This window comes from Chitinophaga flava, from assembly GCF_003308995.1.
GTDB classification, from domain to species: Bacteria; Bacteroidota; Bacteroidia; order Chitinophagales; family Chitinophagaceae; genus Chitinophaga; species Chitinophaga flava.
Genome location: NZ_QFFJ01000001.1, coordinates 2,292,938 through 2,305,858 on the forward strand (window position 1 = coordinate 2,292,938; position 12,921 = coordinate 2,305,858).

12 protein-coding genes are annotated in these 12,921 nt (G+C 47.2%); 10 read left to right on the forward strand and 2 right to left on the reverse strand.

Annotation, left to right across the window (positions count from 1 at the left end):
* Nucleotides 1-109: 109 nt before the first annotated feature.
* From DF182_RS09165 to DF182_RS09185, 5 genes are all read left to right on the forward strand, one after another.
* Nucleotides 110-1,741: a pyruvate dehydrogenase complex dihydrolipoamide acetyltransferase gene (locus DF182_RS09165; protein ID WP_113615333.1), complete on the forward strand. Its 1,632-nt coding sequence runs from the start codon at nucleotides 110-112 to the stop codon at nucleotides 1,739-1,741.
* A 371-nt stretch (nucleotides 1,742-2,112) separates the two neighbouring features.
* On the forward strand, nucleotides 2,113-2,619 hold the full coding sequence (locus tag DF182_RS09170; RefSeq protein ID WP_113615334.1) for a GbsR/MarR family transcriptional regulator: 507 nt from the start codon (nucleotides 2,113-2,115) through the stop codon (nucleotides 2,617-2,619).
* A 66-nt stretch (nucleotides 2,620-2,685) separates the two neighbouring features.
* Nucleotides 2,686-3,672: a TIGR01777 family oxidoreductase gene (locus tag DF182_RS09175; RefSeq protein WP_113615335.1), complete on the forward strand. Its 987-nt coding sequence runs from the start codon at nucleotides 2,686-2,688 to the stop codon at nucleotides 3,670-3,672.
* 18 nt (nucleotides 3,673-3,690) lie between these two features.
* On the forward strand, nucleotides 3,691-4,068 hold the full coding sequence (locus DF182_RS09180; RefSeq protein ID WP_113615336.1) for a CoA-binding protein: 378 nt from the start codon (nucleotides 3,691-3,693) through the stop codon (nucleotides 4,066-4,068).
* Between the two features lie 214 nt (nucleotides 4,069-4,282).
* On the forward strand, nucleotides 4,283-4,756 hold the full coding sequence (locus DF182_RS09185) for a ribonuclease H-like YkuK family protein (protein WP_113615337.1): 474 nt from the start codon (nucleotides 4,283-4,285) through the stop codon (nucleotides 4,754-4,756).
* Nucleotides 4,757-4,985: 229 nt separating this feature from the next.
* Here DF182_RS09185 and yihA read toward each other — a convergent pair whose 3' ends face one another.
* Nucleotides 4,986-5,594 (reverse strand): ribosome biogenesis GTP-binding protein YihA/YsxC, encoded by a 609-nt coding sequence (gene yihA / locus DF182_RS09190; RefSeq protein WP_113615338.1) that lies wholly within the window; start codon nucleotides 5,592-5,594, stop codon nucleotides 4,986-4,988.
* A 75-nt stretch (nucleotides 5,595-5,669) separates the two neighbouring features.
* Here yihA and ubiE point away from each other — a divergent pair, with 75 nt between their 5' ends.
* From ubiE to DF182_RS09210, 4 genes are all read left to right on the forward strand, one after another.
* Complete coding sequence (gene ubiE / locus DF182_RS09195) at nucleotides 5,670-6,416, forward strand: bifunctional demethylmenaquinone methyltransferase/2-methoxy-6-polyprenyl-1,4-benzoquinol methylase UbiE (protein WP_113615339.1); 747 nt, start codon at nucleotides 5,670-5,672, stop codon at nucleotides 6,414-6,416.
* Nucleotides 6,389-7,090: a type IX secretion/gliding motility protein PorT/SprT gene (gene porT, locus DF182_RS09200; RefSeq protein ID WP_113615340.1), complete on the forward strand. Its 702-nt coding sequence runs from the start codon at nucleotides 6,389-6,391 to the stop codon at nucleotides 7,088-7,090. Before ubiE ends, porT begins: the two co-directional genes overlap by 28 nt.
* A 66-nt stretch (nucleotides 7,091-7,156) precedes the next feature.
* Nucleotides 7,157-8,500 (forward strand): dihydroorotase, encoded by a 1,344-nt coding sequence (locus tag DF182_RS09205; protein WP_113615341.1) that lies wholly within the window; start codon nucleotides 7,157-7,159, stop codon nucleotides 8,498-8,500.
* Between the two features lie 169 nt (nucleotides 8,501-8,669).
* On the forward strand, nucleotides 8,670-9,998 hold the full coding sequence (locus DF182_RS09210; RefSeq protein ID WP_113615342.1) for a MutS-related protein: 1,329 nt from the start codon (nucleotides 8,670-8,672) through the stop codon (nucleotides 9,996-9,998).
* 41 nt (nucleotides 9,999-10,039) lie between these two features.
* Here the strand turns inward: DF182_RS09210 and DF182_RS09215 are convergent, their stop codons facing one another.
* Entirely contained in the window at nucleotides 10,040-11,215 is a 1,176-nt protein-coding gene (locus tag DF182_RS09215) for an FAD-dependent monooxygenase (protein ID WP_113615343.1), read from the reverse strand.
* A 157-nt stretch (nucleotides 11,216-11,372) separates the two neighbouring features.
* Here DF182_RS09215 and DF182_RS09220 point away from each other — a divergent pair, with 157 nt between their 5' ends.
* The gene (locus DF182_RS09220) at nucleotides 11,373-12,914 is read left to right on the forward strand and encodes a YifB family Mg chelatase-like AAA ATPase (RefSeq protein WP_113615344.1); all 1,542 of its coding nucleotides are present in this window, start codon (nucleotides 11,373-11,375) and stop codon (nucleotides 12,912-12,914) included.
* The last annotated feature ends 7 nt before the right edge of the window (nucleotides 12,915-12,921 follow it).

Consider the following 12,921-nt stretch of genomic DNA (forward strand, 5'->3'; position numbering starts at 1 on the left):
GTATATTATTATATTAACGATCATTAGACATTTTTAAACCGTTTAGCATTCCTTCTTTGCGTTTTTGCGCAAAAACATGTAGGTTTGAGCAAAATTTTTAATAAACACTATGGCAGAAGTTATCAGAATGCCCCTCCTGAGTGATACGATGACGGAAGGGGTGATTGCGGAATGGCATAAAAAGGTGGGCGATCAAGTAAAAGCAGACGATGTTATTGCTGAAGTGGAGACGGACAAAGCAACGATGGAAGTAATGGGCTACGTAGAGGGCACATTATTATACATTGGTGTGGAAAAAGGCAAAGCAGCTAAGGTTAATGAGATTATAGCCATCGTGGGTAAACCAGGTGAAGATTACAAACCTTTTCTGGAAGGTAATTCCGGCGCTACTGCTGCAGCACCTGCCCAGCAAGCCGCTGCACCGGCACCACAAGCTGCACCGGCCGCTGCGCCTGCCGCTGATGATGCTGCATTAAAAGAAGCACTGAAAAATGCGACTGTTATCCGTATGCCGCTGCTGAGCGATACGATGACGGAAGGAAAAATAGTTGCCTGGAATAAAAAAGTAGGCGACACTGTAAAAAGTGATGATGTACTGGCAGAAGTGGAAACCGACAAGGCTACCATGGAAGTGATTGGTTATGCTGATGGTACCCTGCTGTACGTTGGTGTAAACGAAGGAGAGGCTGCCAAAGTTAATGGTATCATGGCAATCGTAGGTAAGGCGGGCACCAATGTGGATGCCATCCTGGCTGCTGAAAATGCTGCTCCTGCGAAAGCTGCTCCGGCAGAAGCTGCTGCCCCCGCTGCTACTACCGGTACTGCCGCTGCTGCTCCTGCAGCTACAGCTTCTTCTGATGGCCGTGTAAAAGCGTCTCCGCTGGCCCGGAAACTGGCTGCTGATAAAGGTATCGATATCAACCAGGTTGTTGGTAGCGGTGACAATGGCCGTATCGTGAAAAAAGATGTGGACAGCTTCGTTCCTGCCGCTGCTCCTGCTCCTGCTGCTGCCAAAACCGGCGCTGCACCTGCTGCTCCTGCCTTCGTTCCGGCTGGTCAGGAAGGTTATACTGATACTCCGCTCACCCAGATGCGTAAGGTAATTGCCAAACGTCTGAGTGAAAGCAAATTCACTGCACCTCACTTCTACCTGAAGATTGATGTTAACATGGATAAAGCCATGGAAGCCCGCAAGGCCATCAATGAGATGTCTCCGGTGAAAATCTCTTTCAATGATATGGTGATCAAGGCCTGCGCCCTGGCGCTGCGTCAGCATCCGGATGTTAACAGCAGCTGGATGGGTGACTTTATCCGTCACAACCACCACGTGCATATCGGTTCTGCCGTAGCTATCGAAGATGGTCTGATTGTACCTGTGATCCGTTTTGCAGACCAGAAATCACTGAGCCAGATCGCTGGTGAAGCCAAAGGCCTGTACGACAAAGCAAAAAACAAAAAACTGCAACCACAGGATTTCAGCGGTAATACCTTTACCGTTTCCAACCTGGGTATGCTGGGTATCGATGAGTTCACCGCTATCATCAATCCGCCGGATTCTGCTATCCTGGCTGTAGGTGGTATCAAAGAAACTGCCATCGTAGAAAAAGGCCAGGTGAAAATCGCCAATATCATGAAGCTGACTATGAGCTGCGACCACAGAAGCGTGGATGGAGCCGTAGGCGCCCGCTTCCTGGCGACACTGAAAACTTACCTGGAAAATCCAGTGACCATGCTGGTGTAAGTATTCACTACGAATTATCATCTGATTATATAAAGACCGAAGCCAATAGCTTCGGTCTTTGTTTTTGCGGAAGGTGTGTCATTAAATGTAGCCGGCTTAATGGTGTACCAGGGTGGAACCAACGCTACAACTATACAGGAGTATTATTAAATGCCGCTAGCGTAATAGTGACCTCAACGTTCGTGCGACTCCTAATATGAGTATCATTAGATATCACTACCGGCAATGGCGCTGAGCATGACCATCTTGTAGATGGCTGCTCCTTTTCACTTTCAGCCATCTCCTCTCCTCCCATTTTTACGATTTTGTTTCATTACCTTTTGAAAGTTCAAAAACTTGGTGTATTTTTGGAAAAATAAATCAGCATTTACATGAATTTAGTGGACGCAAAAGCGCAGTTTATTCAAACCTGGGGATCTTTAGGAGCGCAATGGGGCATTAACCGTACCATGGCTCAGATCCACGCGTTGCTGCTGGTGATGCCTGATCCGCTGAGTGCCGATGATATTATGGCTGAGCTGAACATCTCCCGTGGCAATACCAATATGAACGTGCGGGAGCTGATCAACTGGGGACTGGTAGAAAGAGTACTGATCCCCGGCGAAAGGAAAGAATTTTTTGTAGCAGAAAAAGACATCTGGAAAGTAGCCACTTATATCGCCAGAGAGCGCAAGAAGCGTGAGCTGGACCCCATCATGAAGGTGTTAATGCAACTCCAGCAGGCCGAAGGAGATCCAAAAGACCGGGAACTGAAGGCTTTCAAGGAATCTATCTCCAACATCAACAAGTTTGCCCAACAAACTGACAAAACTATCAGTGCCTTTATTAAGTCAGAAGAAAACTGGTTTTATAGCAGTCTGCTCAAGCTGATCAAGTAAGCCTAAAATTTTTTGTCATGATCTTTCAATATTTTCTGAAAATTCTGAATACTAAAAACAAAAACAATGAAACATAAACGCATCATTATAGCGGGTGGCAGCGGTTTTATTGGCCGAAGTCTGGCAGAATACTTTGGTACTGACAACGATATAGTCATACTGACCCGTAATCCGCCAGCGACAGCTGTTACCGCAGTGAAAGATGGAGAGATCACCCATACACGGGGCAGCATACAATACCTGGCCTGGGATGGCCGTACCAGGGGCGACTGGGCTGCTGCTCTGGAAGGCGCTGATTTACTGATCAACCTGACCGGTAAAAGTGTGAATTGCCGTTACAATTCCCATAACAAACAGGAAATCTTTGATAGCCGTACACATGCCACCACTATACTCGGAGAGGTTCTCCGAACGCTGACACAGCCGCCAAAACTCTGGATCAATGCTGCCAGCGCTACCATATACCGCCATGCCGAAGACCGCCCTATGGATGAGTATAACGGAGAGATCGAAAATGATTTTTCTGTGCAGGTATGCAAACAATGGGAAGCCGCTTTTGATGCAATAACGTTGCCGCATACACGTAAAGTAATTCTTCGTATAGGCGTTACCTTAGGATGGCAGCCGGGCGGTGTCATGCAACCTTATCTCAATCTGGTGAAATTCGGTCTGGGCGGGCATCAGGGCAATGGCCGGCAGATGTTTACCTGGGTGCATATTGTGGATGTATGCCGTATGATTGACTGGTTGTACCAACATGATCAGGCCAGTGGTGTTTACAATTGTACGGCACCTAATCCTGTTCCCAACAAAACCTTTATGCGGTTGCTCCGGAAAAGTGCCGGCCGCCTCTTCGGGTTACCGGCGCCAGCTCCATTGCTGGCCATTGGTGCGGCCCTTATAGGCACGGAAACAGAGCTGCTGCTCAAAAGCAGGTGGGTATTGCCTGCAAAAGCCCTGCGGGAAGGGTTTTCCTTCCAATACCCGACACTGGAGAAGGCTTTCCCCGACATCCTGGCCCATATGCCCCGAAGCGCTTATCACTTGTTCTGAAATTCGTATCTTAGTTAAATGGAAACCATCAACGATAAGAAACTCACTGTGGTACTGGGAGCCTCGCCCAATCCGGAACGATATAGCAATATGGCTGTTAACAGGCTGACCGACAAAGGCCATCCGGTAGTAGCGATCGGTAAAAAGTCTGCTGTCATTGGTGATATTCCCATTGTTACAGACCATCCACCGCTGGAACATGTTGATACCGTAACGATGTACCTCAACCCCGGTTTACAGAAAGAATACTATGATTATATCCTGCAGTTGCGGCCGCGACGGATTATTTTTAATCCCGGCGCCGAAAACGAGGAACTGGAAGAACTGGCCCGAAAAAACAATATACAACCGCTGGAAGCCTGTACCCTCGTGCTGTTGAGCACCGGACAGTTTTAATGCGCTTTCGGTTTTTCTTCCTGAAAAATTTTTATTCATAGCTGTTAGCCAAAAAACTAACAGCTTTTTCGTATATTCGATAATTATATATTAGCCGTGTAACCCCAATGGAAAAGATTCCATCTTGTTGACCCAAATAGCTTGGCACTACTTCTTTTGGCTGGCAATATTCATATCTGAAACATTTGCATGTTCACCCTTTAATATATATTTTATGCAATGGAGAAGATTTAATGGAGAGGCAATCCACCTTCCTATAAAGGAAGAAGTGCGGGATGCCATTATCCGGGAGACTGCCCGGGGATTTCGCCTGAAAGTGTGCATTGGCACCGATTCTCAGGTAAAAGGACTGGATACTGAGTTTGCCACTGTGATTGTTTTCCTCCGGGAAGGTCATGGCGGATTTATGTTTATCCACAATGAAAGAACCAAGGACTGCTATTCCATCAAGGAACGTATGCTGGTGGAAGTGGCCAAAAGTATTGAAATCGCCTATGAACTGTGCGACCTGTTTACCGAATATGATGTAGATATGGAAGTACATGCCGATATCAATACCAATCCTCAGTTCAAAAGTAACCTGGCCCTGCGTGAAGCCATGGGTTATATTCTTGGTATGGGCTTCGCTTTTAAAGCCAAGCCTGAAGCCTTCGCCAGCAGCAGCTGTGCTAACAAAATAGTGAACTAGTAAGGCCCACGCACCTGTTAATGATATTGTACCTCTCTCAGATTTTTGATGTGTTCCGCACGTCAGGTGATTTCCTCCCCCTTACCTAACCGTTTCCCTGCTACCAACAGCCGTTTACTGCACTCGTTTGACAGCTATCTCCTTTCAGAGACAGCCGATTCTATGCGTACATAAAAAAGCCTAACGTTTTCGTATAAACGTCAGGCTTCTCCAATCTGCTTTTGACAGGTCAGGCAATAGCCCTGAACTGAGCATTCATTTCTTCAATATATCCCAGGATGGCGTCGCGCCCTGTTTTTTTAACGGTAGATGTCACGAAGTGAGGTGGCAGAAACTCCCAGGTTTCCCGCATTTTCTGGAGGAATGTTTTTACGTTGCGGCTTACTTCCGCCTGTGTGCTTTTATCGGCTTTTGTGAATACAATACTGAAAGGAATATTCCATTCTCCCAGTTGATTGACAAAGTCGATATCCAGCTTCTGCGGGCTGTGACGGCTGTCTATCAGCACAAAAACATTTACCAGGTTGGACCGTTTCTGCAGATAGTTTTCGATCATCTTCTCCCATTGTTTGCGTTGGGACATACTTCTTTTGGCAAAACCGTATCCGGGCAAATCCACCAGATACCATTCTTTATTGATGAGGAAGTGGTTGATCAACACTGTTTTTCCGGGTGTGCCGGAAGTTTTGGCCAGCTTTTCATTGTTGGCCAGCACATTGATCAGTGAAGACTTTCCCACGTTGGAACGGCCGATAAAAGCGTATTCTGCCATGTTGGGAGTGGGGCATTGCTCCCAATCGGGGCTACTGATAAGATATTCTGCTGACTTAATAACCATATGATATACTTTGTTCCATTAAAAATCCCGCTTCTTCCGTATTTGCATTCCTTCAGATGACTTAACTTTGCGGCCATGTCGCCAGAAACAAATGTTCAGAAGATCGTTCCCTTTGAAGGATCAAAATTAAGCAAGAAGGAGCAGATAGCCTCCATGTTCGATGATATTGCTTACCGTTATGACTTTCTTAACCATTTTATGTCGCTCGGTATAGACATCATCTGGCGTAAAAAAGCACTTTCCTATTTAAAGAGCCTGCAACCGAAAAAGATGCTGGACGTGGCCACCGGTACCGGTGATTTTGCTGTCATGGCCGAGAAAAAGCTGCACCCCGAAAGCATTACCGGCATCGATATCTCCGAAGGTATGCTGGCCCATGGACGGGAAAAAATAAAAAAACTGGGACTGGACAATAAAATCACCCTGCAGTTGGGCGATAGTGAAACAATAAGTTTCCCGGACCAGACGTTTGATGCCATAACGGTAGCCTTCGGTGTACGTAATTTCGAAAACCTGGAAAAAGGGTTGTCTGAAATGCGCCGGGTACTGAAACCAGGTGGAAAACTTGTGATCCTCGAATTTTCGAACCCTACAGTTTTTCCTATTAAACAATTATATAATTCGTACTTTCGTCTTATCGTACCTCTGATCGGGAAATTTGTGGCCAAAAGCAAAGCGGCCTACAGTTATCTGCCAGAATCCGTGAAAGCGTTCCCGCAGGGCGAAGAAATGCGAACCATATTACATAACACAGGATTCCAGGCCGTTACATGCAAAACGCTCACATTCGGCATATGTTCTATCTACTGCGCTACGCGCTGATATCCCTGTTGATCCTGTTTGTGCTGCCGGCATCAGCACAAACCAACCTGAATATGATAGACCATGATGCAAAACCCTATTATTTCGGCATAACACTGGCCGCCAACCAGTCGTTTTTCAAGCTCGCCCATTCTCCTGCCTTTCTGGCAACAGACTCTATTATGGTGGCAGAGCCCCTGAAAACGATGGGGTTTAACCTGGGATTACTGGCCAATGCCCGCCTGTCGGAGCATTTTGACCTCCGGTTTAATCCACAGCTGCTTTTTGCGTCCAAGAACCTGTATTACCGGGATACCTATCCCAAACCTACAGACAGCGATAAAAAGATCGAATCTATCCTGCTGAGCTTTCCGTTGCAACTTAAATTCAAGTCGGACCGCATCGGTAATATGCGTGTATACGTGATCGGCGGCCTGAAATACGATTATGACCTGGCCTCCAATGCACGCGCCCGCCGCGCAGAAAACCTGATCAAAATCCAAAAGAGCGATTATGGTTATGAGGCCGGCGCCGGCTTCGAATTTTACTTCGAAAGCTTCATCTTCTCCCCTGAATTTAAAATCAGTAACGGCTTTGGCAACGTGTTGGTAAAAGATCCCAACCTGCGCTATGCTAATGTCATTGAAAAGCTGCAGTCCCGTATGATCGTATTCTCCATACATCTGGAAGGATAAGTGATATCAATGTCAGAAAATCTTTACCGCTTTGCGTGAACCCGCACTTGAGCTATCTTTGTAACCATGCAAAACTATCTCATCAGGAACATAGCTGTAGTCAACGAAGGCAAGACTACAGTACAGGATGTATGGATCAAAGACAGCCGTATAGAAAAGACGGGGCCCAATCTCACTGTCAGCGGCAACTACCAGGAAATCAACGGAGAAGGTAAATACCTGTTGCCCGGCGTGATAGATGATCAGGTACACTTCCGCGAACCGGGACTGACCGAAAAGGCTACTATCTATACAGAAGCACGCGCTGCCGTTGCCGGCGGTACTACCACCTTCATGGAAATGCCCAACACCAAACCCGCTGCCCTCACCCAGGAGTTACTGGAAGATAAGTATGCCATCGGCCAGCAACATTCCCTGGCTAATTACTCCTTTTTTATGGGCGTGTCTAACGACAATGTGGAAGAGGTGCTGAAAACCAATGAGAAAAAAGACCGTGTATGCGGTGTGAAAGTATTCATGGGTTCTTCTACCGGTAACATGCTGGTGGACAATTATCTCACCCTGGAGAAAATCTTTTCCGGCACAGAACTGCTGATTGCCACACACTGTGAAGATGAGAAGATCATCCGCAGCAATATGGAGGCTTTCCAGCAGGAAAAAGGCGATCGCCTTACTGCCGCTGACCATCCGCTGATCCGCAGCGTGGAAGCCTGCTTCGAATCATCCTGGACAGCTGTGCAGTTTGCAAAAAAACATGATGCACGTCTGCATATCCTCCACATATCTACTGCCAAGGAACTGCAACTGTTTACCAACATGATGCCGCTGGAACAAAAACGTATTACTGCGGAAGTATGTGTACATCACCTGCACTTTACAGCCGATGATTATAAACTGTACAGCAACCTGATCAAATGCAACCCGGCCATCAAAGCACCGGAGCATAAAGCTGCCCTCTGGCAGGGCCTCCTGGACGACCGGCTGGATATTATCGCCACCGACCACGCTCCTCATACCTGGGCAGAAAAACAACAGCCTTATCTCCAGGCACCATCAGGTGTTCCGCTGGTACAACACAGTCTGCTGCTGATGCTCGAGTACGTAAAAAAGGGTACTATCAGCATCGAAAAAGTAGTGGAAAAAATGAGCCATGCACCGGCCATCTGCTTCCGGATAAAAGACAGAGGCTTCATCAGAGAAGGCTATTACGCCGACTGTGTGATCGTGGACATGAACGATAAAACGCCTGTAGCCAAAGAAAATATCTACTATAAATGCGGATGGAGCCCGTTTGAAAACCATGTCTTCCCGGCAGCCATCACCCACACGTTTGTAAGCGGGCACCTGGCCTATGCAAATGGTCAGTTTGATGAGTCTGTAAAAGGACAGCGGCTCCGTTTTGAACGGTAGTAATCAGGAGATTTGATTATTTTAGAATTACTTTATTTGGATATTTATTTCCTGAAGCCTGTGTTTCACTGAAATAAATATCCAAATATTTAAGTAATCAAGTGGGAAAATCCATGTGGAAAATCCTGATCCCAGCATCTTCCCTATATATTCACCAAAAAGATGTCGCATGCAGCTGGACAAAACATCCTATTATGACCTGTCAATCTTCAACAGGGACGAAGAATACTCCTTATTTCACCGGCTCGATTTTACTACCACTGCAGGCGGAAGAGACTATTTGCGCCAGCTTTTCAGCTCACCCTTACAGGACATCACCGCCATCCAGAACCGGCAAAAAGCCCTGCAATATATTCTGGACCTGGAAAACAACTGGCCATCCACTATTTCCAACGGTACCATTGTAGTGGTGGACAACTACCTGGAAGCCCAGATTGAGCCCATCTCCAACACGGAAGGACTACCATTACGGCTCCAGGCCATCATCAATAAAACCCTGTACGCGCCGGATTTCGGGTATATCAAGTTTTCCTTTACCCAGCTGGTGAACCTGCTCCGCGGATTCCGCACCTTTGTGGATGTATTTAATTCAGATCAGACGCCGAAAGTATTAAAGGTATTACTGGACAGGGCACAGCAACTGCTACATAAAAAGGATTTCAGCGATATCCTGGAAACAGAGGCTGCGGGGAACCTGAATTATGTGGAAATTCTCCGGTATGACAATTATATCAGGAAGAGACATAAAAAAGTAGTAGAGGAACTGGTGACCCTTTATCATCAGCTGGACGCCTTTTATGCTATGGCCAAAGCCATCAAACATTATAAGCTCGGGTTTCCTGCTTTCACCAACAATCCGCGACCGGCTATCAAAGCCAGGCAGCTGTATCATATTATCCTGCAGGAACCGGTAGCCTATGATATCACCCTGGATGAACAAAATCACTTTTTGTTTCTCACCGGCGCCAACATGGCCGGCAAAACCACTTTCATCCGGGCAGTAGGTATTGCCGTATTCATGGCTCATATAGGCATGGGCGTACCTGCCAAAGAAATGGAACTCAGCTTTTTCCATGGCATCTTCAGTAATATACAAGTACAGGACAATATCTTCAAAGGAGAGAGTTATTTCTACAGCGAAGTACAACGTATCAAAAATACCATCCTGCAAATTAACAACGGTAAAAACTGGCTGGTACTGATTGATGAGATGTTTAAAGGGACCAATGTGGAAGACGCGAAAAACTGTTCCCTGGCCGTTATCCGGGGACTGCTGCGCAGTTCCAACTGTCTGTTTATCTTATCCACTCACCTGTATGAGATTGCGGATGAACTGCAACAGGAACAAAGGATATTGTTTAAATATTTTGAATCAGAAGTGATTGATGATAACCTGCACTTTACCTATCTTTTGAAAGATGGTATTGCCAAAGAAAAAATCGGTTATCTGATCCTGAAGCGGGAGAAAGTACTCGACCTGTTGAATCAGATTAATTAATTAAGGGCCCAGGACTGAAGTCCTGGGCTAAAAGTCCTGGGCTAATGATATGTTTTGAGGGAAATAGAATTAGCAATCTTTGAGGGCATCTCTATCATCATATTTTTCCAGGGAGTATAAGGTAATATCTTCCAAAATTGCTGGCTCATCCAGTGCTTAAATTTTGTTTTGGGCACAAACCAATCAAGCCCTTCAGCCAGCTCCTGGCAACGTTTTACAAAGCCCTGCATCGCTGTTTCATAGTTAGCAAAGGCTTGCTGATAGTTACCGTTGTTTGCCCTCAGCTCTCCTGCCAGGATATAAGCGCCGATAAAAGCCATAGAAGTACCCATTCCCGACATTGGAGAGGCGCAGTGAGCTGCATCGCCAATGAGCGCAACACGGCCTCGTGACCAGTTATCCATTTTAATCTGGCTGATGGAATCAAAATAAAAATCAGAAGATGTATCCATCAATTCTAACAGACGTGGTACCTGCCATTCTTCTCCGGAAAAGTTTTTTCTGATGATCTGCTTTTGCTGATCGATATCTCTGTAATCGTAATGAAAACGGTCAGCGCAGAAATAGAATGAAGCTTTTGCTTCCGTACCTTGTTTGGACCCGAAAACACCCACCCGTTTGCCCAGTGTGCCGTAATACAATCCGTCCATACCCAGGTTCATGAAGTTGGGTATAGTAAAGATGGCGATATATACTCCCATATGGGATGAAAAACTGTTTTCTTCTCCAAAAGCAATAGACCTTACCTGAGAATGCAGACCGTCGGCGCCGAATACAAAATCATAGCGGGCGGGTTTACTGTTTTTGAAAGTGACATTCACACCTTCCTCATCCTGTATAAGCGCGGTGATGGTGTCGTTGAAGATATAATTTACCTGATGACGGGTTGTTTCGTACATTATCTTTACCAGGTCGCCCCGCATGATTTCCAGTTCACCACTGGTAAATCCATCCGGGAAACGGGCTACCTTCTTATTGTTCTTATCTACCAGCGTGATTTTCCCGGACCTGGTTTCATATTTAAGCAGTTCTTCCCAAATACCCATTTCCTTCAATATGGGCATCACTGCGCCCCGAAAGTCTACAGCATGACCACCAGGCCGGATAGTAGGAGAACGTTCAACAATAGTAACATCATATCCATATTTAGTAAGCCAGTAGGCCAGTGCCGGGCCCGCAATACTGGCACCGGAGATCAGAACGGTGTTAGTTTTCATGTTGTAAAATTATTCTGAGGTACCACGCCGGACAATCTGCCCTAGGTTAATCAACCCAAAAGCTCGGTGAAAGACCTTTTCCGGGCGGTAGAAAACCGTTATACTTTGGCCGCTTTGTATGAACACATTATATTAGTAGCTGTTAACCCAAAACCATATGATTGTTAAAACCTTCGGCAGCGCCATCTATGGCGTCAATGCCATCACTATCACCATAGAGGTGAACGTATCTTCACAAGGAAACAGATTTTACATGGTAGGACTGCCAGACAGTGCAGTAAAGGAGAGTGAGCGGCGTATTGAGTCGGCCATTAGTCACCTGGGCTTTAAGATGCCCAGGACAAGAACGGTGGTGAATATGGCCCCTGCCGATATCCGTAAGGCCGGTGCAGCCTATGATCTGCCGATTGCAGTAGGCATACTGGGGGCTTCAGGTAAGATACCTGCCGGATCTTTTGCCCGTTATCTGCTGATGGGAGAGTTATCGCTGGATGGCACAGTGCTGCCTATCAGAGGAGCGTTATCTATGGCCATACAAGCGCAGCAGGAGGGTTTCAGCGGCTTTGTGCTGCCGGCCGTCAATGCCCGGGAAGCAGCCATGGTGGAGCACCTTGAAGTGTATGGTGTATCTCATCTTTCGGAGGTACTGCAGTTTTTCCGGCAACCAGACAGTCTTACACCGGTGCATGTTTCCGCGCAGGAGCATTTTAGTGTAGGGCAATCTCTTTTTGATGTGGATTTCAGCGATGTAAAAGGGCAGCATAATATCAAGCGGGCGCTGGAAATAGCTGCAGCCGGAGGACATAATGCGATCCTGATAGGTCCGCCGGGAGCGGGCAAAACCATGCTTGCACAGCGGCTGGCCACGATCTTGCCGCCGCTCACCCTGCAGGAAGCGCTGGAGACCACCAAGATTCATTCTGTAGCCGGGAAACTGCCTGGTCATGCTTCGCTGATATCGAAGCGGCCGTTCCGGTCGCCGCACCATACCATCAGTGATACTGCGCTGGTGGGCGGCGGCAGTGTCCCGCAACCTGGCGAGATCTCGCTGGCACATCATGGTGTATTGTTTCTCGACGAGCTGCCTGAATTTAAGCGCAAAGTGCTGGAGGTGATGCGTCAGCCACTGGAAGAGCGGCGGGTGACCATCTCCCGCGCCCGTTCTGCCATTGACTTTCCCGCGGGTTTTATGTTGCTGGCTTCCATGAATCCCTGCCCTTGCGGTTATTTCAACCATCCGGAAAAAGAATGCAGTTGTTCACCAGGGATGGTGCAAAAATACCTCAACAGGGTATCAGGTCCGCTGCTGGACCGTATAGACCTACATGTAGAGGTGACGCCGGTGTCTTTCAGCGCCCTGACAGAAAACAGGGAAGAAGAAAAAAGTACGTATATCCGTGAGCGTGTGATAGCAGCGCGGACGCTACAGGCGCGGCGTTATGCAGCCTATCCCGGTATTTTCTGCAATGCACAGGTCAACAGCCAGCAGCTGAGAGCACACTGCACCATCAACGACAACTGCAACCAGCTGCTGAAGGATGCCATCCGCCGATTAAAGCTGTCGGCCAGGGCCTATGACCGCATATTAAAAGTAAGCCGTACCATCGCCGACCTCGCCCGCAGTGAAAGCGTGGAAGTACCGCATATGGCGGAAGCTATTCAATACAGAAGCCTGGACCGGGAAGGATGGGGCAACTGAAAAAAAT